This window comes from Flavicella sp. (assembly GCF_029238425.1).
Lineage (GTDB): Bacteria > Bacteroidota > Bacteroidia > Flavobacteriales > Flavobacteriaceae > Flavicella.
In genome coordinates, this window is sequence record NZ_JAQWGB010000190.1 from 24,983 (window position 1) to 46,044 (window position 21,062).

At 32.1% G+C, this 21,062-nt stretch carries 20 protein-coding genes and 1 tRNA gene; 14 read left to right on the forward strand and 7 right to left on the reverse strand.

All coding sequences use genetic code 11. The features are described 5' to 3' along the window. Window positions 1-43: 43 nt before the first annotated feature. Complete coding sequence (locus P8H68_RS12760) at window positions 44-571, reverse strand: cupin domain-containing protein (RefSeq protein WP_300325854.1); 528 nt, start codon at window positions 569-571, stop codon at window positions 44-46. Then, window positions 561-1,736: an MFS transporter gene (locus P8H68_RS12765; RefSeq protein WP_300325857.1), complete on the reverse strand. Its 1,176-nt coding sequence runs from the start codon at window positions 1,734-1,736 to the stop codon at window positions 561-563. Before P8H68_RS12765 ends, P8H68_RS12760 begins: the two co-directional genes overlap by 11 nt. A gap of 135 nt (window positions 1,737-1,871) precedes the next feature. Here P8H68_RS12765 and mgrA point away from each other — a divergent pair, with 135 nt between their 5' ends. Beyond that, window positions 1,872-2,894, forward strand: a complete 1,023-nt coding sequence (mgrA, locus tag P8H68_RS12770; protein WP_300325860.1) for an L-glyceraldehyde 3-phosphate reductase — start codon at window positions 1,872-1,874, stop codon at window positions 2,892-2,894. Window positions 2,895-2,899: 5 nt separating this feature from the next. Beyond that, entirely contained in the window at window positions 2,900-3,517 is a 618-nt protein-coding gene (locus P8H68_RS12775) for a nitroreductase family protein (RefSeq protein ID WP_300325862.1), read from the forward strand. A 68-nt stretch (window positions 3,518-3,585) separates the two neighbouring features. Here the strand turns inward: P8H68_RS12775 and P8H68_RS12780 are convergent, their stop codons facing one another. After that, window positions 3,586-5,115: a ribonuclease E/G gene (locus P8H68_RS12780; protein WP_300325865.1), complete on the reverse strand. Its 1,530-nt coding sequence runs from the start codon at window positions 5,113-5,115 to the stop codon at window positions 3,586-3,588. A 306-nt stretch (window positions 5,116-5,421) separates the two neighbouring features. Then, the gene (locus tag P8H68_RS12785) at window positions 5,422-5,712 is read right to left on the reverse strand and encodes an HU family DNA-binding protein (protein WP_300325868.1); all 291 of its coding nucleotides are present in this window, start codon (window positions 5,710-5,712) and stop codon (window positions 5,422-5,424) included. A gap of 134 nt (window positions 5,713-5,846) precedes the next feature. Between P8H68_RS12785 and mutY the strand changes: the two genes are divergently transcribed. The 4 genes from mutY to gldD all read left to right on the forward strand — a co-directional run bounded on the left by mutY (window position 5,847) and on the right by gldD (window position 9,252). Then, window positions 5,847-6,905, forward strand: a complete 1,059-nt coding sequence (gene mutY / locus P8H68_RS12790; RefSeq protein WP_300325871.1) for an A/G-specific adenine glycosylase — start codon at window positions 5,847-5,849, stop codon at window positions 6,903-6,905. Between the two features lie 64 nt (window positions 6,906-6,969). Continuing rightward, window positions 6,970-7,380 carry a single-stranded DNA-binding protein gene (ssb, locus tag P8H68_RS12795; RefSeq protein WP_300325874.1) on the forward strand — a complete coding sequence of 137 codons (411 nt, stop codon included), beginning with the start codon at window positions 6,970-6,972 and terminating at the stop codon, window positions 7,378-7,380. Between the two features lie 19 nt (window positions 7,381-7,399). Further along, window positions 7,400-8,692, forward strand: a complete 1,293-nt coding sequence (gldE, locus tag P8H68_RS12800; RefSeq protein WP_300325877.1) for a gliding motility-associated protein GldE — start codon at window positions 7,400-7,402, stop codon at window positions 8,690-8,692. Continuing rightward, window positions 8,692-9,252, forward strand: a complete 561-nt coding sequence (gldD, locus tag P8H68_RS12805; RefSeq protein ID WP_300325880.1) for a gliding motility lipoprotein GldD — start codon at window positions 8,692-8,694, stop codon at window positions 9,250-9,252. The genes gldE and gldD overlap by 1 nt, the downstream gene beginning before the upstream one ends. Here gldD and P8H68_RS12810 read toward each other — a convergent pair. Beyond that, entirely contained in the window at window positions 9,249-10,004 is a 756-nt protein-coding gene (locus P8H68_RS12810) for a sulfite exporter TauE/SafE family protein (RefSeq protein WP_300325883.1), read from the reverse strand. The two genes, gldD and P8H68_RS12810, sit on opposite strands and share 4 nt — an antisense overlap. 210 nt (window positions 10,005-10,214) lie before the next feature. Here P8H68_RS12810 and P8H68_RS12815 point away from each other — a divergent pair. The 8 genes from P8H68_RS12815 to P8H68_RS12850 all read left to right on the forward strand — a co-directional run bounded on the left by P8H68_RS12815 (window position 10,215) and on the right by P8H68_RS12850 (window position 17,641). Then, window positions 10,215-10,302 (forward strand) — tRNA-Ser (locus tag P8H68_RS12815). 240 nt (window positions 10,303-10,542) lie between these two features. Continuing rightward, complete coding sequence (locus P8H68_RS12820; protein ID WP_300325886.1) at window positions 10,543-11,784, forward strand: site-specific integrase; 1,242 nt, start codon at window positions 10,543-10,545, stop codon at window positions 11,782-11,784. 90 nt (window positions 11,785-11,874) lie between these two features. After that, window positions 11,875-12,726 carry an RteC domain-containing protein gene (locus P8H68_RS12825; protein WP_300325889.1) on the forward strand — a complete coding sequence of 284 codons (852 nt, stop codon included), beginning with the start codon at window positions 11,875-11,877 and terminating at the stop codon, window positions 12,724-12,726. Between the two features lie 240 nt (window positions 12,727-12,966). Then, window positions 12,967-13,239 (forward strand): helix-turn-helix domain-containing protein, encoded by a 273-nt coding sequence (locus P8H68_RS12830; RefSeq protein ID WP_300325892.1) that lies wholly within the window; start codon window positions 12,967-12,969, stop codon window positions 13,237-13,239. After that, window positions 13,239-13,937, forward strand: a complete 699-nt coding sequence (locus tag P8H68_RS12835; protein ID WP_300325895.1) for a hypothetical protein — start codon at window positions 13,239-13,241, stop codon at window positions 13,935-13,937. Before P8H68_RS12830 ends, P8H68_RS12835 begins: the two co-directional genes overlap by 1 nt. Beyond that, window positions 13,900-14,709 carry a hypothetical protein gene (locus P8H68_RS12840; protein ID WP_300325898.1) on the forward strand — a complete coding sequence of 270 codons (810 nt, stop codon included), beginning with the start codon at window positions 13,900-13,902 and terminating at the stop codon, window positions 14,707-14,709. Before P8H68_RS12835 ends, P8H68_RS12840 begins: the two co-directional genes overlap by 38 nt. Window positions 14,710-14,961: 252 nt before the next feature. Then, the gene (locus P8H68_RS12845) at window positions 14,962-16,386 is read left to right on the forward strand and encodes a DNA cytosine methyltransferase (RefSeq protein ID WP_300325901.1); all 1,425 of its coding nucleotides are present in this window, start codon (window positions 14,962-14,964) and stop codon (window positions 16,384-16,386) included. Further along, complete coding sequence (locus P8H68_RS12850) at window positions 16,379-17,641, forward strand: DNA cytosine methyltransferase (protein WP_300325904.1); 1,263 nt, start codon at window positions 16,379-16,381, stop codon at window positions 17,639-17,641. The genes P8H68_RS12845 and P8H68_RS12850 overlap by 8 nt, the downstream gene beginning before the upstream one ends. 1 nt (window position 17,642) lies before the next feature. Here P8H68_RS12850 and P8H68_RS12855 read toward each other — a convergent pair whose 3' ends face one another. Both P8H68_RS12855 and P8H68_RS12860 read right to left on the reverse strand, forming a co-directional pair. Then, a complete protein-coding gene (locus P8H68_RS12855; RefSeq protein ID WP_300325907.1) occupies window positions 17,643-20,075 on the reverse strand; it encodes an AIPR family protein in 2,433 nt (810 codons plus the stop codon). After that, the gene (locus P8H68_RS12860) at window positions 20,076-21,059 is read right to left on the reverse strand and encodes a PD-(D/E)XK motif protein (protein ID WP_300325909.1); all 984 of its coding nucleotides are present in this window, start codon (window positions 21,057-21,059) and stop codon (window positions 20,076-20,078) included. Between the last annotated feature and the right edge of the window lie 3 nt (window positions 21,060-21,062).

Sequence of the window (21,062 nt, forward strand, 5' to 3'; positions counted from 1 at the left end):
TCGTACCCTGAGCTTTTCGAAGGGTGAAAATATTTCTGAAACATTATTTAACAAATTTCATCCCATAAGTATTGGCAATAGAATCAATTTGCTGTCTACTTGGCTTGCCTTTTTTAGAAATTTGAGCAATGGTTTCAAAGAAATTTTCAAATCCACCAGGGGTGATGGTATTGATAGTAATCCCAGTAATAGTATCTATGTTTTTAAAATGATGCGGGATTCCTTTTGGTAATTGGACTAAACTTCCTTGTGGCGCATCCATAACTTTATCACCGCAAAAGAATTTATAATGTCCTTTCAATACATAGAATAACTCATCTTCATGACTGTGAACATGTGGAGGTGGTCCGCCCATAGGGGGTGTGTCTGTAACAATAACGGAATAAGCTCCGTCCGTAGCTTCGCTTAAAATTTTTCCAGTAATTTTCACCCCAAATACATTCCATTCTTTACCACCATCTGGCAACACAATAATTGGTTTTGAAGGAGTTTTGTGTGAATGAGAAGCTTCTTTTTTACAAGCGATTCCCACCATAAATAGACAGGATAGTAGTATTGTTTTAATTTTCATTTTTCAATTTTTTTAGAAGGTTTAAGCTTCCAATGATAGGGCCTATTGCCAAAATTAAAAATATGAATTTCGTATGAAATGTAAGATGTAAATAGCTTAATAATTGAATACTTACTATAGTGATTGAGAATCCGATACAGTTGACAATGGTTAAAGCCGTTCCTTTGGTATCCGGAGCTGTGTTTTTTGCTATTAAAGTAGAGAAGAGAGGAGAATCTCCAATGACAGCAAATCCCCAAATACTTAAAAAAGTTATAAATGCCGTGGAAGGAAAATCAAAAATGAAGGGAGAGATACAGCAGCAGATTCCTGAGGCGATTAAAAAATAAGTCGCCGTTTTTTTGAGTCCAAAACGTTCCGAAAGATACCCGCTTATAATACAAGAGAGACTTCCTAGGCCAATGATGATAAAAGAATAAAGAGAGACAGATAAATTATTTTGAGAAGCTTTGTTAAAGCTTTCAAGCATTAAGGGAACAAACGCCCAAAAGGCATATAATTCCCACATATGGCCAAAATATCCTATTGCAGCTTGACTAAACTTTTGATTTTTAAAAATATCAGGTATTGTGTTGAGGTTAGGTCTGCTGTTGTTTTTTTTGAAATAAGGACCTTTTTTGATTGCGATAAGAACGATACAACCACCTATGATTGCCAGCGTAGAGGTTGCTATAATTACATATTGCCAGGGATAGTCGCTAGTTATTAGTTTTATCAAATGAGGAAAAGCTGTTCCTAAAACAAGAGCACCCACTAGCCATCCTAAGGATTTTCCTAAGCCTTTATCAAAATAATCTGCGGCAATTTTCATTCCAATGGGATATATCCCTGCCAATGCAAATCCCGTTAAAAATCTAAAAATAAGGAGGCTGTATATATTATTATTCGGTACAAGTATACCTAGGTTAAAAGCACCACCCAATACTGCACAAAGAAAAAATATTTTAGAGGGTGAGAATTTATCACTGATTGCAAGTAGTGCAAAAATTAAAGTTCCAGAAATAAACCCTAGTTGAACAGAGGAAGTAATATAACTAAGCGTGTTTGAGCTCAAATTAAAATACGAAACCAAATCATTGATTATACTATTTCCGGCAAACCACAAAGAGGTGCATAAGAATTGTGAAATGATGATCAGAGGAAGTATTTTCTTAGAAGTACTCATAGGTTTTATTTAGGCGTTGGTCTTGAAAAGAACCAGACACTTACAAAGAAATAGAATTGAAAAGTAAATAGATAACAAATGAAGGAATAATTTTAAATCAAAATAGTAAGTTTACGTTTCTAAAAATGTAACGCAATGAACACATCTTTTAATGTACCCGTAGAAGAAAGCTATAAAGCCAAAGATTCTAGATATGAAAATATGATATATAGGAGAACAGGAAATAGCGGTTTGTTATTACCAGCGCTGTCTTTAGGTTTATGGCATAACTTTAGTTTTACCGATGATTTTGAAAATGCAAGAGATATTTTGCATACTGCTTTTGATCATGGGATTACCCACTTTGATTTAGCGAATAATTATGGTCCTCCCTACGGTGGTGCTGAAACTAATTTTGGAACAATTTTCAATAAAGATTTTAAACCGTATAGAGATGAATTGATTATTTCTACGAAGGCAGGTTATGATATGTGGCCGGGGCCATATGGGAATCATGGATCAAGAAAATATTTAATTTCAAGTTTAGACCAGAGTTTGAAAAGAATGAATTTGGAATATGTAGATATTTTTTATCATCACAGACCTGATCCTGAAACACCTCTTGAAGAGACCATGGGGGCTCTAGATCAAATTGTAAGACAAGGTAAAGCTCTATATGTAGGTTTGTCTAATTACAAAGCAGAGGAAGCTGATAAGGCTTTTAAAATATTACAAGATTTAGGGACTCCTTGTTTGATACATCAACCGAGATATAATATGTTAGATCGTTGGGTTGAAGATGGATTGTTGGATGTTCTCGGTGAAAATGGTGTGGGTGGAATTGCTTTTTCTCCCTTGCGTCAAGGAATGCTAACCAACAAATATTTAAATGGTTTTCCAGAAGATTCTCGAGCAATAAAAGATGGTAGGTATCTGAAAAAAGATCAAATCAATGAAACTTTAGAGAAAGTACGTAAATTAAATACCATTGCAGAGGAAAGAAATCAAACCTTGGCTCAAATGGCCATTGCTTGGATTTTAAGAGATGAGCGTATTACTTCGGTATTGGTAGGTGCAAGTAGAAGTTCGCAATTGTTGGATAGTATAAAAGCCCTGGATACTTTAGAGTTTGATGCACAAATATTACTGAAAATAGAAGAGATTTTAAAAGGAGAATAAAAAATATGAAGGTAGAAGAGGCTATAAAAAATAGAAGAACCTTAAAAGTTTTAGCTGCGGAATTTGCAGAAGTAAAGGATATATCGACGGATGTTTCCAGAATTTTAGAAATGGGACATTCTGCTCCTTTTCACTATATAAATTCTAAAGCACAAGAAAAAGAATTGACATCTTTAGCTCCATGGAGATTTTATGTTTTGAATGGAGAGGCTTGCCGAAAAATGGCAAGTTATTTTGAGGAAAATGAAATTGCAGGTGGAAAGATCATAGATATGTTAAAGGCTGCTCAAACGTTGATTCAAGTAACTTGGACACCAGAAACTGTAGAAAATGATTCTTTGGTTTCCGAAGCTATAAATATTGAGCATATAGCAGCCACATCCGCAGCGATTCAGAATATGTTGTTAACAGCAACAAGTTTGGGTTATGAAAATTATTGGTCTAGTGGCGGAATGCTCAAAGAGGAACAGCTTTTTACATTGTTGGGGATTCCATTGGATGAAAAATTATTGGGAAGTATCTTTTTATTTGATGCTGATACAAGTGCTTTTAAAACAAAAAAAGGAGCCTTAAGAGGCAGGCAGGGTTCTATTGAAAAATGTACCAAAAAGATAAAGCTCTAAACACAAAAAGCACCAAATCAATTAAGATTTGGTGCTTTTTTATGATATATTTTTTGCTAATATTTATACTATCGTTCAAATTTAAAACGATACTGTAAATACTGATAAGCATCTCTTGGTAATACTTTGATCCACTTTTTATGCTTTAAGAACCATTTAATTTGTTCAGAGATAAGTCCTTTTTGCAAGTAAGCTGCAACAAAAGGATGTACATGTAATGCAATCTTTTTGTTTTTGTTTTTACTTGCCATAATTCTATTAAGTTCAACATTAAACTTATCCACCATTACAATAGGAGCTTCAACTTCCCCATTAATATTAGGGTTTGGCTCTTTTGTTTTGATGTTAGTTTCAGCACGAACTCTTTGTCTAGTAATTTGAATCAAACCAAATTTACTTGGAGGAAGAATTTTATGTTTCGTTCTGTCTAAAGACATCTCTTGTTTTAAATGATCGTAAAGTTTTTGTCGATTTTCATTTGAGTGTAAATCGATAAAATCTACAACAATAATCCCTCCCATATCGCGTAATCTCAATTGACGCGCAATTTCTGTAGCTGCAATTAAGTTTACTTCCAAAGCATTTTCTTCTTGAGAATTTGCTTTGTTGGAGCGATTACCACTATTTACATCAATAACATGAAGTGCTTCGGTATGTTCTATCACCAAATAAGCACCTTTACTCATAGAAACAGTTTGTCCAAATGCCGATTTGATTTGTCTTTCAATCCCGTATTTTTCAAAAATAGGAGATTTGCCTTCGTGCATTTTTAAAATTGACTGCTTTTCTGGGTAGATTTCTTGTAAATAATCGTTGATTTCTTCAAACAAAGTGTCGTCGTTTGTAACGATACTTGTAAAAGATTCATTTAAAACATCTCGTAAAATAGAAGATGCTCTGTTCAGTTCACTCAATACTTTGGTTGGAGTTTGTGCATTAGGAATTTTCCCACACATTTCTTTCCAACGTTCTAATGAGTTCTGTAAGTCTTTGTCTAATTCGGCTACTTTTTTTCCTTTAGCAACTGTTCTTAAAATAACTCCAAAACCAGCAGGTTTAATGCTCTTAGCAAGACGTTTTAATCTGTCTTTTTCTTTTGGATCTTCAATTTTTTGTGAAACAGATACTCTTTTAGAAAAAGGTACCAAAACTAAATATCTACCGGCTATAGAAATCTCTGAACTAATTCTAGGACCTTTTGTAGATATGGGTTCTTTTACAATCTGTACGAGTACATTTTGTTTTGATTTTAGAACTTGATCAATACTTCCGCTTTTTTCAATGTCTTTCTCAAATTGGAAGTTTTTTAAAGTGTAATCTTTGTAATTACCTGTACTTACTTTTTTCATGAATTTTGATAACGAATTCACTTGTGGCCCTAAATCATGGTAATGTAAAAATCCATCTTTTGGATATCCTACATTTACAAATGATGCATTTAGACCAGATAATATTTTTCCTGTTTTGGCGACAAAAATATCTCCAACAGAAAATTTATTATTGTTTGTTTCGTTATTAAATTCAATAAGTTTACCATCTTTTAGTAGAGCAAAATCAATATCAGATGAATTTGAACGTATTATCAATTCTAGTTTCATTCCGAATAGTTTTAACTACATAAGAATATATAATTCTTACATAGATGGATTAAATTTAATACAGGGTAAATACCCTAATGAAATTTTAATTTCTTAAAATTTCTTTTTCAATGAACGGCTCTTGCCATAAAGAGCAAGAAAAAGTAATTATAAAATTACTTTTTCTTGTGTCTATTAGCTCTTGCTCTTTTCTTACGTTTGTGCGTAGAGATCTTTGCTCTCTTTCTTTTTTTACCACTTGGCATAACTTTTCTGTTTTATAAATCTGATTGTTTCACAGATTTGGTTAATAATTTGTTCAGTAATTTATTTTACTAATACGTTGTTCTTTACTCCTTCTGCAAAAGTTTTTGCAGGTTTAAATGCTGGGATGTTGTGCGCAGGAATTTTTATTGTTGTGTTCTTAGAAATGTTTCTTCCTGTCTTTTCTGCTCTAGTTTTGATAATAAAACTACCGAAACCTCTTAAGTAAACGTTATCTCCTTGCTCTAAAGCTCCTTTCACTTCGCTCATAAATGCCTCAACTGTTGCTAAAACATCTGCTTTTTCAATACCTGATTTGTCTGAAATACTTGATACAATATCCGCTTTTGTCATCTTAATCTAATTTCTAATGTGTTGTTATGTTTTTTTAAGGCTGCAAATATATGACAATAAATCAATTTCAAAAAGCTAAATCATTAAAATTTAATACAATAAATATAGTATTATTGCATAAATAAAAATATTTCATGTCTTTTTGTAACTTATTGGAATCGTGGTATTTGTCCGTGAATAGGGATTTACCATGGAGAAAAAATAAAAATCCTTACTCGGTTTGGCTGTCCGAAATCATACTTCAACAGACAAGAGTAGCGCAAGGAACTGCTTATTACCATAAATTTTTAGAAAATTTCCCTACGGTTGCTGATCTAGCAAATGCGGATGAAAGTCTTGTTTTAAAATTATGGCAAGGCCTTGGTTATTATTCTAGAGCGAGAAATTTACATTATTCTGCTAAGTTAATTATGGAGGAGTATAATGGTGAATTTCCGAGTACTTATATAGAGTTAATGAAGTTGAAAGGAGTAGGCGATTACACCGCATCTGCCATAGCTTCTATTTGTTTTAATGAACAAACTGCAGTGGTTGATGGTAATGTATACAGAGTATTGGCTCGTTATTTTGGCATCAGTACACCCATAAATTCTACGCAAGGAATAAAAGAGTTCAAACAATTGGCGCAATCTTTATTAGAAACCGATAATCCTGGACAGTACAATCAAGCCATAATGGATTTTGGAGCCTTGCAGTGTACACCGCAAAATCCGGATTGTGATACGTGTCCACTAGCCGGTGGTTGTGAAGCTTTGAAGAAGAATTCAATCAATCAGTTGCCCGTAAAGGATAAGAAGATAAAAATAAAAAAGAAATATTTTAATTTTATTGTGTTGCTGACTCCCAACGACAAAGTGATTCTGTCCAAAAGAGAAGGGAAGGGAATCTGGCAAAATTTATATCAGTTTCCTTTGCTGGAATCAGACAATACTTTGGATTTAGAAGCGTTGGTAGAAAGAGCTGATTTTAATGAGTTGTTTGAGGGTGATGTGCATTCCATAAAATTGTTCAATAATAAAGAGTGGGTGCATAAATTGTCGCATCAGCATTTACATACCCAGTTCTGGGTGGTTGAAGCAGCGAGTGGGCATTCAGATTTGATACCTTTGGAGTCTTTATCAACGTATGCAGTTCCAAGATTGGTAGAGAAATTTATCGAGAGTTTTGATTTTAATAAGGCATTAGAAATATAAAAACAAAGCTCTAAAGGTTTTGAAAACAGTTTTTTTAGTATTTTTGATATAGAGTAAGCAGATTATGGCAGGAACATTGAATAAGGTAATGCTGATTGGGCATTTGGGAGATGAAGTGAAAACTCACTATTTTGAAGGAGGAAACTGTATTGCAAGATTCCCTTTGGCTACCAATGAATCTTATACAAATAAAGAGACTGGAGCTAAAGTTAGCCATACAGATTGGCACAATATAGTTGTCAAAAATAAACTTGCTGAAATTTGCGAGAAGTACCTAAAGAAAGGAGATAAAATCTATTGCGAAGGTAAATTGAAAACACGTCAGTGGGAGCAGGAGGGTATCAAAAAATACACTACTGAAATTCATGTGGTTGATATGACTTTTTTATCGACAAAAGGAACAACGAATAATGAATCAAACCCTGCTATGAAAAATGAAGAAACAAAGGAAATCAATGATGATTTGCCATTTTAATTAAATTTTAAATATAAAGTTGGACCCAGAACCCATTATCACATTTTTAAATTCAGTACCATGGTATCTAGTATTAGATATAGTGGTTTTAATCGGTTTGCTGATTCTTTCAGCAATGATTTCAGGAACTGAAGTAGCCTTTTTTTCTTTGTCAAAAACAGCTTTAGACGAACTTGAAAAATCTAAAGAATCGAAAGGGGAGCTAGCCTTAAAATTATTAGCCAGACCTAAAAAATTATTAGCAACCATACTGATTACTAATAATTTCATCAATATTTTAATTGTACTATTGTTTTCATTCTTGGGAGCTGAGCTTCTTGGGAATATGGATGAGAATTTTCGATTTTTTATAGAGGTGATTCTTATTACCTTTCTTATTTTGTTGTTTGGAGAGGTGCTTCCTAAAGTATATGCCACTAGAAATTCATTGAGTTTTACTCTGTTTATGTCGGGGCCAATTGCGATTTTGAATAAATTTCTTTCTCCGTTAAGTGCTATGCTAACGGGTTTGACTGGGATTGTTGAGAGTAGGCTTGGTAAAAAGAATACAAATTTATCAGTAGAAACTTTATCCCAAGCTCTTGAGCTGACTTCTGACGATGCTACAACCAAAGATGAAAAAAATATTTTAGAAGGAATTGTCGCTTTTGGTAGTACGGAAACTGTACAGGTGATGAAGCCTAGAATTGACATTTTTGCCATTTCTGATGAGTTGCCATTTGCAGAAATGTTGGAGAAAATTATTGAAAATGGATTTTCTAGGAACCCAGTATATCACGATAATATTGATGAGGTGATTGGGGTTTTGTATGCAAGAGATTTGATGCCTCATATCACAAAGAAAGATTTCAATTGGCAAACTCTGGTAAGAGCTCCATTTTTTGTTCCAGAAAATAAAAAATTGGATGATTTGTTGGCTGAGTTTCAAGAGAAGAAAAATCACTTGGCCATTGTAGTTGATGAGTACGGAGGGACCAGTGGTTTGGTTACCTTGGAAGATGTTATTGAAGAAATTGTTGGGGAGATAAGTGATGAGTATGATACAGATGACTTAGTTTATTCTAAGATTGATGCTTCAAATTATGTCTTTGATGGAAAAACAGCGCTAAAAGATTTTTATAAAGTATTGAATATCGACTCTGAGTTATTTGAGCCTTTTAAAGGGGAATCGGAAACTATTGCAGGTTTCATTTTAGAGATCACAGGTAGATTTCCTAGAAGAGACGAAAAGATAAATTTCGAGAATTTTGTTTTTTCTGTGGAAGCGGTTGATAGAAAAAGAGTAAAACGTGTTAAAGTAACTTTAGTATAGTGAGAAGTTTTGTTTTTTTGATAATTATGTTGATTGCTTTAGGATGTAAATCGGATGTGCAGCCTAAGCCAAATGCTTATTTAAGGTTGGATTATCCAGCGCCTGCATATTTGAATTTTGCTAAAAAAGAGTACCCTTTTACTTTTCAGTATTCAAGCAAAGCAAAAATTATTAAAAAGAAAAGATTTTGGCTCGATGTATATTATCCAGAATTGAATGCAACAGTAGTGTTGTCTTATGCTCCTGTCCAGGATAATTTGAATCTTTTATTCAAAGATGCAGAAAAGCTAACTTTTAAACATATGATTAAGGCAGATGATATTCAGGCAGTGCCTTATGAGAACTCAGAATCTAAAGTGTTCGGGAAAATGTTTGAAGTGTATGGGGATGCAGCTACTCAAATTCAATTTCATGCGACGGATTCTGTTAAGAATTTTATGACTGGAGCCTTGTATTTTTATGCGAAGCCAAATTATGATTCTATCATGCCCGCTGTGCATTATTTAAAAAATGATATGATCAGGTTGATGGAGACTTTGGAATGGAAAGAGTTAGATTAGAAAAACCAAAGTTTTATAGCCATACCCGAAACGACTACCAAAAGAAAGTATTTTATAAATCCATCTCCTTTTGTTACGGAGTACCTACTAGCAAACCATGCACCGATAGAAGTGCCTATTGCTAAAGTGAGACCGTATTTCCAATGTATTTTGTCGTTGATGGCAAACAATACAACTGCTGCAATGGTATAAATAAAAACAACGGTTACTTTGGTGGCGTTTGATTTTACTAAAGAGAATTTATTGATCGTCGGTAGGAGTAATAAGATAATAAAACCGATACCTGCATTTATAAAACCTCCATATATTCCAACAAAAAAGAAGGTCAAGATAGAAATCCATAAATGTTTACCTGTTGTTTTTTCTGTAATTTCTTTTGGTGTTTTTCGCTTTTTTTGGAATACAATCAAGCAAACAACTACAATCATAATAATCGACAGAATTTTATTGAATAATTCCCCTTTGATATCGATGGCAATTTGAGCACCAATTATCGAACCAAGAAAGGCTGAACATCCAACATAGATGCTAAAAGGGAAGGTGGATATTCCTTTGCTTTGGAAACCTGAAATAGCTGTTCCGGTTTGAAATAAAATAGCAATTCTATTGGTTCCATTAGCTACACTTGGCGGAAGTCCTAAAAATATTAAAAAGGGAAGTGTAATTAAAGATCCACCACCAGCAAGGGTGTTTATGATACCGGCCAAAAAGCCAACGATGACTAAAATTATCCAATTATACGCTTCAAGCATCTTGTTTTTTAGGCAAATCTATTGAATTCTTTTTCGAATTCATTTTTGTTTCAAAAAAATATGCGATTTAATATTGGGTAAAAAATTTGTTTTCAGAGAGTTAATTTTGAGGAGTAAAAAAAACTAAAAAAAAACCACAAAAAGTTTGAAGTAATTGTAAAATGAGTGTATATTTGCATCCGCATTCAGGGAATACCTGATGAGACACTTGGAGAATTGGCAGAGTGGTCGAATGCGGCAGTCTTGAAAACTGTTGAGGGTCACACCTCCGGGGGTTCGAATCCCTCATTCTCCGCCATAAGATTTAAAAATCTTATTAAAACCCCATAAACTTAATGTTTATGGGGTTTTTTATTTTCATTTAAATACAATCAAATACATATAAATGCAATACTAAGGTGTCACTTAAGGTGTCACTTTGGGTGTCACCTCAAACTGACACCTCGATATTCATTTAACCCAATGTTTACCTAGCCTTAACGTTTTCAAACTATCATTTTATTTAAGTTTAATTAATATAGTTTAAAACAGTATTAGCATGTTACAATCCATTACAACCTTGTTTTACATCAAAAGAAGTAAAATAGATGCAGAAGGAAAATCAATGATTTACTTGAGAGTAACCATCAACCAAAAAAGAGCTGAGGTCAGCACAAAATTAAAAGTACATATTGATAAGTGGTGTACCAGTACTTCAAAAGGTTTAGGTAGATCTTCAGAAATCAGAATTCTAAACAATAAATTAGAGAAAATAAATACTAATATTCTCGATTTGTACGAACGCCTGAGATTAAAAAACAGCAAGGTTAGTTCGCGTGAATTGGTAGATGTTTTCCAAGGAAAAGTAGAACACGAAAAAATGCTCATTAAAATTTTCGACGATCATAATAAAATGGTCGAAAAATTAGTGGGTAAAGATTTTGCTCCAGGAACACTTGAAAGGTATAAAACAGCACGCATGCATGTGTTCAATTATTTAAATCACGAATATAAACTCGATGATATTCCGGTTGTAAAAGTAGATTTAAAATTCATCAATGGTCTGGAGTATTATTTAAAAACCGAACGTGATTGTGGTCACAACACAACGGTAAAATATATCACCAATTTTAAAAAAATTATCCGAATTGCAAAAGCCAACGAATGGATAGAAAAAGACCCTTTCTACAACTGGAAGTCTAGATTGAAAATTGTAGACAGAGAATTTTTATCACAGTTAGAATTGCAAAAACTCATTGATAAAGAATTTGAAAACGAGCGCTTAGAAAGGGTAAAAGATTTTTTTCTGTTCAGTTGCTTCACTGGCTTGGCTTATGTGGATGTTAAAAAATTAAAACATAACGATATAGTAATAGGCATAGATGGTGAAAAATGGATTGATATTTCACGTAAAAAAACAGCTACAAAAAGTAGAGTTCCATTGTTAACTATTCCTAAAATTATCATCGATAAGTACAAAGACCATCCCTTGGTGGTAAACAATGATATGGTGCTTCCTATGTTGAGCAATCAAAAAATGAATTCATATTTAAAGGAGATTTCTGATGTGGCAGGGATCAATAAAAACCTCACCTATCACTTGGCGCGCCATACCTTCGCAACAACGGTAACTCTGTCCAATGGTGTACCGATGGAATCTGTAAGTAAAATGCTTGGGCATAAGTCTATAAAAACCACCCAACATTATGCTAAAGTACTAGATGTAAAAGTTAGTAATGATATGCAATTATTAAAATCTAAAATAGAAGGAGATACTACTAATTTTAGTGATATAGGTTGATGACTTTGAAGAAAGCAAGCCTCTTTTAAATTACTGTTATCAAATAGTTAACGCCTTGAATTTTATCATTATTTACATTTGTTTAGTGTCATGAAAAAGATAAAGAATTTTACCCCTATTTTCGATCATAAGATGCTTGAAATAGAAAATCAAGATTTGGATACTATTGACGCTATTCGTTTAAAAATTAATTTTGCAAGTGTTTTTTACAAAGAAGCGTACCAACATATGCGAGCTATAGACTTTGGCACTACACAAGAAGAGATTTATTTTTTCAAACACGTAAAACCGCATATTATCGGTACCCTAAAATTTTTGAATCGTAAATTAAATTATTTACACGACACTTCTTGGCTTACTGGTGTTTGCAGGGAGCAATATTTGAAAAATAAATTAGAGAAAATCAACAACTTCAAAAAAGACAATAATGACCTGTATTATTATTTGAAATTTGATAGTGAATCTTTGGACGAATTTTATTTTTTAAGAACAAATAACAACGATTTATTTCATCACCCAAAAGAATATTTAGATGAGTCTATCATTCACGGTTCTAGCACCTATTATAGCAACCTGGTTACTAAAATTTATTATTACAGGTTGCAAGGGGAATATTTTAAAGACGAATTGATAAGATTTGAAAACATAAAAAATGGTATTGAGGTTAAAAATTCGGATTGCAATTTACCAGAATTAGAATGGACAGAAACAAAAAGAGCACTTTTAGAAATGGTCAAATCATTGCATAAGGTAAAAGCTATAAATAACGGTGATATTTCACTTCAAGCTTTGATAGATGTCTTTAGTAAACTCTTTAATATCGATATGAAAAATCACTATAAAATATTTTCTGAGATCAAACAACGAAGCGGTGAGCAGTTGACTTTCCTAGAAAAACTAAAAGAGAGCTTACAAGAAAGCATTGATCTGTACGATGCGTAATATAATGTAACCTTACCCACAGGTTCCGTAGTAATATTTTAAGTTTAATCACTCCCATAAAACTCAAAAAGGCAATAAAAACACCCTTGTTTTATGGGAGTATTTTATCAATTTCTAAAAAATATTGATAAAAAAATAGTACGGTAGGTTACCCTCAGGTACTGTGCATAGTATTTTAAACTGTTTCAAATTTGTAAAACGATAGTCAAATCATTACAAATTTAAAAACCTTTAAAAATTATGCCTACATCAATTATCACAACAGACGACTTAAGAGAATTTAAAACCGAATTATTAGAAGATTTCAAAAGCCTAATTGAACTTAAAAAAAATCAAGAAAAAAATCGCTACCTAAAATCTGCAGAAGTAATGAAATTGTTAAGTATAAGTGCTGGTACTTTACAGACATTTCGAATCAATGGAACCATACCATACTCAAAAGTCGGTGGTATTATTTTTTACAAGTACCAAGATGTAATAGATATTGTTGATCAGAATAAAATTACAAACTAATGGCTGAGGTAAATTATATTTTGCACCTCAACGAATTCTATAACAAGCTTAGAAAAGACAAAAGGCTGAAAGCAACACATATCAGCCTTTATTTAGCTCTTTTTCAAGAATGGAATAATTCGAGGTTTGCCGATGAATTTCATATTTCTAGAACAGAAATAATGGACCTTGCACGTATCGGTTCAAAAGGTACGTATCACAAAAGTATTAACGATTTATCAAACTGGAAATACATCAAATATTTACCATCAAAATCCGCCTCTATTGGGAGTAAAATTCACATGTCCATTTTTGGTACAACACCTGTATCAGACCTGTACCACTACGATACCAAAAAAGGTACAACAGGTGTACCACAGGTGGGGCGTAATATAAACTATATTAAACATAATAAACATATAAACGATGATGATGGAAATACACCCAAAAATACTATCACCACCATCGATATTCATTTTGAGAATTATTTAAATAACAAAAAACTCATAACTGCGGTTATGAGTTCTCAAAAAATCAGCGAGGAATATTTAAAAAATCAATTAAAAATCTTTGTTGAGAAATTAAAAACCGAGGGAAAATTTGCCAAAACAGTCGATGATTTCAATACGCATTTCATCAGTTGGTTAAAAATCCAAGTTAAAAACCAAAACAATTCAAGCTATGGAAAACTCACAGGAGTCAATGCAGCATTCGACTGATCTAAAAACAGACCTCAGCAAATACAATCTAAGCAATTTAAGAGCCCAGCAAGGTAGCGCAAACAGAAAAACAGTACATCGTCCAAAACCTATGTCAGAAAGTCTAAAAGGCTTTTTAAATAGGTCTGAGAAGCAAATTGAAGTCCGTGTTCTAAAAAAAGAATTCTCAAATCTATTTCTTTATTTCAGTGCGAATTTTTACGGTTATGGAAAGCATTATGTGGTAGATGATGAAAATAGAAAATATGTACTCGAGCTATTATCGTATTTTTCAAAATCCGAAAAATTCGGTAGCCAGGGTGTTGTAAAAAACACCTGTTCACTGGAAAAAGGACTGTTTGTGTTTGGGCCATGTGGCTGTGGCAAATCCGATTTGTTTGAAATATTCAGACGAATGGGGTTTTATCTAGCCAAGTATGGTCATATGCAAATGTATTTCAAAGGCTATACAGCCAAGGATATTGTCGCCAACAAAATAGAATTCTCAAAAAAGTTAAACGAACGTGATCCTAGTATTCGAAAGATAAATATCGAAACAGGAAATATTTATTTAGATGATGTAGGTACAGAACCAAAATTCTTTTCTCAAGAACTCATTAGTGATTATTTACAACAACGCTATAGCAAAGAAAAAGAAAACCCATATCGCACTTTTATTACATCCAATTCCAGTGTTTCAGAGTTGAGTGCTAGATACGGAATACAAGTTGAAGACCGGTTCCGTGAAATGTTTAATATCATCAAATGGGAGGGGGATTCTAGGAGGAGTTAAGACGGCAAAAACAAATCTATTAGAATGTTCATGTTGTCGTTAAATATGCTGAGATCATTTAATTTTAGGTTTTAAGTAATTCCTAAACTGTTTTTTTACTACAATCATTGGCAAGAAAAAAACTCTTTTTTACTTAAGTTTGTAGGGTATGTTAAAATCCAAAATTTCTTTAGTTCAACTGTATCTTTTTTGATTAATTAGATTTATAAAAACGATTTAAACCACAAAATTCAATGTATTTTTACATTTCTTATGGAAAAAATTAAAAGACATACATATATAGATTTGTTTTCTGGAGCGGGTGGCCTAACCATTGGTTTCGGAAATAATGGATTTCATTTAGAGTTGGCTAACGATATAGCAGAACCAGCCTTAAACACCTTCAAGCAAAATCTTAAAAAAACGCATCCTGAAACAGATGAAAATAGGATTGTTTTAGGTGACATTAAAGAGTTATATGAACATCTCGGAACAAGCAGTGTTACTTATGATTTACAAGGTCATTTAACAATTGAAACTGATAAAGAAGTTGAGCTTAGAAAAAAAGCTCCATCAATAAAGGATGATGATGATATCAATAAAATTCTTTCAGAAATAAAACACGTGGATGTATTAGCGGGTGGTCCTCCATGTCAAGGATTCTCAATGATAGGGCGCTCAAAAAAAGCAAATTTAGAAGAAAGAACGAAAGGATTTATTGATGATCCTAGAAATCAACTCTTTAAATATTATTTGAAATTTGCCGAAAAACTATCTCCAAAATTAGTTTTAATAGAGAATGTAAAAGGTTTAACCTCAGCTTCAAATTATCGTGATCTAATCGAAAAATCATTAAAAGATACTGGTAAATATGGCTACAATACTTCTTCTGAAGTTTTAAATGCTAAGGAATTCGGTATGGCACAAAATAGAGAACGAATATTCTTTATTGGGGTGCGTAATGATATCCATGAAAAATATAACATTTCAGCATCTGAAATATTTGAAGAAATAATAAAAAGCAAAAAAGAGCCCTTAAAACTTAAAGATGTAATATTTGATCTACCTCAGATAAAAGCAAACCCTAAACCAAATAATTATAAGGTTGAAAATGAAGTTTCATATAAAAATATGAAATCTTGTTTTGGGAAAAATATTTCTGACGAACCTTATAATGAAATTATAGATAAATCGAATAGTTCATATTGTAAAGCAATCAATACTTATAATGGTGAGTTGAGAACACCTGAACTACTGTTTAATCATAAAGCTAGATACAATAACGAAAGAGATTTGTTTATTTATAAAAACCTTATACCAGGTAAATATCTAAATGACCCTTTAAACAAAAAGGCTTTATCTAGAGTAACATATGGTGTTGAATATGATAAAGACGGTACTAAAAAAGTAAAAGGGTTTGGTGATAAATATTTTAAGTTGGATCCTGAAAATGTCTCTAAAACTATTATTGCACATCTAGAAACGGATGGTAATTCTTATGTGCATCCAGGTCCAAAACCAAGAAGTATTAGCCCTAGAGAAGCTGCAAGAATTCAGTCTTTTCCTGATTGGTATTTCTTTACAGGCGGTACCCGTAATCAATTTAAGCAAATTGGTAATGCAGTGCCTCCATTAATGTCAGGCGCAATAGCTGAACAGTTTAAAATAACATTAGATAGAATTTCTTTAAATGACTAACAACGATAAAATCACATTCATTGATCTTTTTTCAGGCTGTGGGGGATTGTCTGAAGGTTTTCTTCAGTCAGGTAAATATGATGCATTAGCTCATGTAGAATGGGAATTACCTATGGTAAACACATTGAGAAATCGTGTAGAAACTCATTGGGAGCACTCTAAGGAAGAAGCCAATAGGAGAGTCGTTCATTTCGATATTCAAAAATCTACAGAATTAATACATGGTGGTTGGGATGAAGAAACTCTAGCTAGTTATCAAAAAACAAATCACCCTGATGTTATAAAAAATGGATTAAAAGGACTTGTTGGTAATAAAAAAGTTAATATAATTATAGGTGGTCCTCCATGCCAAGCATATTCTATTGCAGGGAGAGCACAAGATAAAAATTCAATGAAAGATGACTATCGTAATTTTCTTTTTGAAAGTTTCATTAAAGTAGTAGATCATTTTCAACCTGAATTATTTGTGTTTGAAAACGTGCCAGGAATGCTTAGTGCTTCACCCGGGGGGGTAAAAGTAACTCAAAGGATTTATAAATCATTTTCTGATCATGGCTATGAGATAGTAGAACCTGATAAGTTAAAGTCTGTAATTCAAGTCGCCAGTGACTTTGGTGTTCCTCAAAAAAGGAAAAGAGTCATTATTATTGGTATTCGTAAAAACATTAAATCTAGTAATTTCAATTTAGATTCGATTTATTCTGAGATTAACAAAACCAAAATTAGTCCACCGAAGACACTTTTTGAAGCTATCGGTCATTTGCCAAAGCTGAAACCTTCCAAAGTCGTTTTCAAATCTGATGGCAGGAAGTATTCGCATTCTCCTGTTACTGGTAAAGAATTCTCTCCTGTAAATCATGAGCCTAGATATCATAACAACCGTGATATAAAAATTTTTAAAGACTGGGTGTCAAACAATATGAATGAAAGCAAAATGAATGATAAAATTTTGTTTTACAATAATTTACTCGGTAAAAAAACAAAACACTCTAAATACCGCAGTTTAAATTGGGATAAGCCTTCACAAACGATTGTTGCTCATTTAAATAAAGATGGATTAATGTTTATCCATCCTGATTCAGATCAAGCAAGAACGATAACTGTTAAAGAAGCTGCACTTATCCAATCTTTCCCCAATGATTTTGTTTTTATTGAAAAAATGGGGTACAATTATAAAATGATAGGTAATGCTGTACCTCCTTTAATGGCTAAAAAAATATCAGAAGCTATTGCTAATATCATTAATTCTCTATAAGCTATTTATTACTATAGACTAGTGATGCTCTATAAACATCTTCAGCTTTAGGGGGTTCTCCATTTTTCAGTTTAATTCCTATTTGTGACAATGAACTATAAAACTTCTTGCCTTTTATTTGCGCAATACTAGCTTCTTTTTCGAAAACAGATTGAATATCTTGATTTTCTGTTATTGCATCATTATAGATTTTAATCACACGATCTAAGGCTGTTTTTAACATAATATCATTCGCTCCAAAATCAACTTTATCAAACAAACTAGGTGCTTTTTCTCTTACTTCATTTAGTAATCCTTTTAAGTAATTCAATCTATGTAATGAAAGCTCTTTTGGTGCACCTTTTGAGGGAAACAAGCTATCTATACAGCTTTGTAATGTTTGTGGTTTAAAATCAATACGTTTTTCTATTGTATCTGTATTGACATTATTATCAGTTATAATTATTGTATAAAGACTATTGTAGAATTTTTTTCCTTTGCTTATTAGGTCTACAGTATCAGATACTTGGCTAAAGTCCACCTCTTTGTAGGTTTTCTTTTTTTTCTTTTCTTTAGTGTATAATTTTATGATTTTTAAGGTGTCAGGTGTATTCATAAAAGATTTTATTTCTTGTGATTTACTAATGTCATTCCATAATAATTCTTTCTTGGTATTTTCTCCTAGATCATCACTTTTTGCATATTTCCTAATTAAAGAATACAATAAAACCATAAGCTCTTTCATGAAAACAAGTAGCACATCTTCAAGTTTTTGTTTAACCCAAATTCTTTCAAGATTAAAATTTGAATCTCTCTTGTCGGTTCCTCCAAACATTTTGTACAATACAGAAAGTGAATATGGAACAACAGCTGACCTTAATTGACCAATCGCTTTTGTTCTTGTACCGTGTAACACTTCTAATTCTCTAAATAGTATTGCTTTTGCAATCAACTCTTCATAAAATTCTCTATTTACATCAATAGGTTTTATTTTGTCACCATCACCAGATACTTTTTCTATAAATGACCTAAATACTTTCTCTCCACCTTTTTTTACTAACCAAGGTTGGTTTCCCCATGCAGTATAATATTTACCTAAATCAACTTTTGTCAATCTTCTTGCCCTTGGGAATTTTTGCTCAATTTTCCTTTTATTATTACCACTTAGTTTAACCATAGTGCTAAATTCTCCTCTTGCCTTTTCAAAAAACCACTTATTACCTAACGGGGTTGTTACACCTAAGGAAATGGTTTTTATTTTATCCATCTGTGGGTTTCTAGATTTAAGATCAACCTTAGAAACTTTTGACTGTGTGTTAGAGTAGAGACTAATGTTACTGATCAATTCATTCAAATCACTTTCACTAAGCTCTTTAGCAATGTTTATTTTTGCCATCAAATTAATTTTACTCACATCCAATCTATCTTTCTTAGAAAAGAAAATACTCGCTGTTGTTTGTCCTCCATTTACAATTTGAAAATCCGTTAAAGATTTTAAATAATACCTGCCGTTCTCTTCAGTAATATCTTTATCGGTGGCTGTTATCGTTAGTCCATTATTATAAGCAATAAATTTTTCAGGTTCATGTCTAATTGTTTTACGCATTCCTGAATTTGCTTCTACTTTGAAGTTTAAAAATGAACGTACATTTTTCTCTAATAAACGAGTACTGTTTTTTCTATATAAATTAGCAAGTCCTTCTGCAGGCAAGACACATAAATAAGATTCAAAATTTTCTTCATCTGCAGCCTTTAGTACTTCGATCCTTTTATCAAAATATTCTAAGAAGTCTATTTTTAAAGAATACTTTGCGCCGTTTGAAATTGAAATGTCATAAAGAAAGTTTAGATCAATTAATTTTTTGTCAATTAAAATTTCTTTTGTTCTTTTTTCATTACCCTCAACATAATTTACGTTAAAAACTTCTTCTTTAAAGGTCATTTGTTTTGTTGAAAGGCTATTACCTCTTGCCTCAACTGTTAATGTAGGACTAATCACAAATATCTCTATTACATCGATAGCCTTCATGAAATTTGAACTACCTAAATTATGCACTAAGAAACTTGCTGGGTCTGAATCCTGTAAATCTATATATCTCTTTATTGCACTTTTTATAAAACGGATAGCCTCTGCATAAATAGCTTGATAAACTTCTTTTAACTTTATAATTAAATCTGCTTCATTTATTTTAAGGCTAGTAGCATCTTCGTTAAGTATAAAAACCTGTAAACGTTCTCCAGTTTCATTAATAGTGTAACCATTGATTTTCATTTTTTGGTTATCTTGAATACCGCTATAATAGGAAGGGTTAAAATCTTCAGAGTCTAATAATTTAGTTTCTACTAACTCTGGTAAAATATTAGATAAAAAAGCTTCTTTTGAAAATACACCATCCTCATCTATAGAGTCCTCAATTAGATCTGTTCTTACTTTAAAATATTCCTTTAACTCCATTTATATTTTTTTTGTTGTTATGATGAAATCTCCTAAAGTATGTAAGTTCAAATGATATTTAACTTTAGTTATTTGCTTTGGTAAATTATCACTACTTATCCTTGGGAAGCTCAATTCTTTATTTTCTAGTAAACAATTATAATCTGTTATTTCCTTAGGTGTGTAGCAATAATTATCATAAGTAGTTATTGTTTGGTAGCTAATACCTAGTCCGTTTAATGCGTTAATAAACACTCCTAGGTCTCCACTTTTTTCAAATATTATATTTTTGATATCTAAAAACACAGTTGAGATAGTTTCTAAAGAGTCTTTTGTTGTTTCTAATGATACAACTCTTAAAGTGAGGCTTTTGCCTTCTTCTTCTTCTAATTGGTATGCACTTGAAATTTTAACAATGGAAGCATCAATCCTTTTTGTTTTAACCTCAACCAATGCATTATCAAAAACAAAGTCTGTTGGTGAATTGTATGGTCCTTGCCACGAATCTAATATTTCGTTTACATCTCTATTATCCATAGAAATAAGATAATCTTTAAGTGCAATTAATTCACCAAACAAGCCTCTTATTACTACCTCTGACAAAAGTGCACTTGTTCCTTTATTAAAAAAGCTAATCCATTTAATTATTGTAGCAGTAAAAATTGATATTGTTTTTTTTGTGTCACTCTCATTATGAATTTTGTTATATAATGATATAATCAATTCATCAAACAAATCTGAAAATGAACCATCAAGTAACTCTAAAACATACTGTTTATATATCTTGGAGTAGCTAAACTTTATATTTTCCTGAATTATTTCTTTCATTTTAAATGAAATATTTCCATCAGTTTTTAATAAAACACATCTGTTGTTTTTGTCATTGATAGCAATATTCAATTTTGGTACACAGTCTTCATCTAATATAAGATACACCCATGGGTTGTCTCCACTATTAATTTTTTCTAATTTAAGCCATTTATTCTCTAGGTTCTCTATTGTCATTTC

What these genes read in the sequence shown, in the direction of transcription:
- ssb (WP_300325874.1), top strand. Translation starts at nt 6,970, where the DNA reads ATGGCAGGAACATTGAATAAGGTAATGCTGATTGGGCATTTGGGAGAT.
- P8H68_RS12860 (WP_300325909.1), bottom strand. Translation starts at nt 21,059, where the DNA reads ATGACAATAGAGAACCTAGAGAATAAATGGCTTAAATTAGAAAAAATT.
- P8H68_RS12780 (WP_300325865.1), bottom strand. Translation starts at nt 5,115, where the DNA reads ATGAAACTAGAATTGATAATACGTTCAAATTCATCTGATATTGATTTT.
- P8H68_RS12760 (WP_300325854.1), bottom strand. Translation starts at nt 571, where the DNA reads ATGAAAATTAAAACAATACTACTATCCTGTCTATTTATGGTGGGAATC.
- P8H68_RS12855 (WP_300325907.1), bottom strand. Translation starts at nt 20,075, where the DNA reads ATGGAGTTAAAGGAATATTTTAAAGTAAGAACAGATCTAATTGAGGAC.
- P8H68_RS12775 (WP_300325862.1), top strand. Translation starts at nt 2,900, where the DNA reads ATGAAGGTAGAAGAGGCTATAAAAAATAGAAGAACCTTAAAAGTTTTA.
- P8H68_RS12820 (WP_300325886.1), top strand. Translation starts at nt 10,543, where the DNA reads ATGTTACAATCCATTACAACCTTGTTTTACATCAAAAGAAGTAAAATA.
- P8H68_RS12835 (WP_300325895.1), top strand. Translation starts at nt 13,239, where the DNA reads ATGGCTGAGGTAAATTATATTTTGCACCTCAACGAATTCTATAACAAG.
- P8H68_RS12825 (WP_300325889.1), top strand. Translation starts at nt 11,875, where the DNA reads ATGAAAAAGATAAAGAATTTTACCCCTATTTTCGATCATAAGATGCTT.
- P8H68_RS12850 (WP_300325904.1), top strand. Translation starts at nt 16,379, where the DNA reads ATGACTAACAACGATAAAATCACATTCATTGATCTTTTTTCAGGCTGT.
- P8H68_RS12840 (WP_300325898.1), top strand. Translation starts at nt 13,900, where the DNA reads ATGGAAAACTCACAGGAGTCAATGCAGCATTCGACTGATCTAAAAACA.
- mutY (WP_300325871.1), top strand. Translation starts at nt 5,847, where the DNA reads ATGTCTTTTTGTAACTTATTGGAATCGTGGTATTTGTCCGTGAATAGG.
- P8H68_RS12785 (WP_300325868.1), bottom strand. Translation starts at nt 5,712, where the DNA reads ATGACAAAAGCGGATATTGTATCAAGTATTTCAGACAAATCAGGTATT.
- P8H68_RS12765 (WP_300325857.1), bottom strand. Translation starts at nt 1,736, where the DNA reads ATGAGTACTTCTAAGAAAATACTTCCTCTGATCATCATTTCACAATTC.
- mgrA (WP_300325860.1), top strand. Translation starts at nt 1,872, where the DNA reads ATGAACACATCTTTTAATGTACCCGTAGAAGAAAGCTATAAAGCCAAA.
- P8H68_RS12830 (WP_300325892.1), top strand. Translation starts at nt 12,967, where the DNA reads ATGCCTACATCAATTATCACAACAGACGACTTAAGAGAATTTAAAACC.
- P8H68_RS12810 (WP_300325883.1), bottom strand. Translation starts at nt 10,004, where the DNA reads ATGCTTGAAGCGTATAATTGGATAATTTTAGTCATCGTTGGCTTTTTG.
- P8H68_RS12845 (WP_300325901.1), top strand. Translation starts at nt 14,962, where the DNA reads ATGGAAAAAATTAAAAGACATACATATATAGATTTGTTTTCTGGAGCG.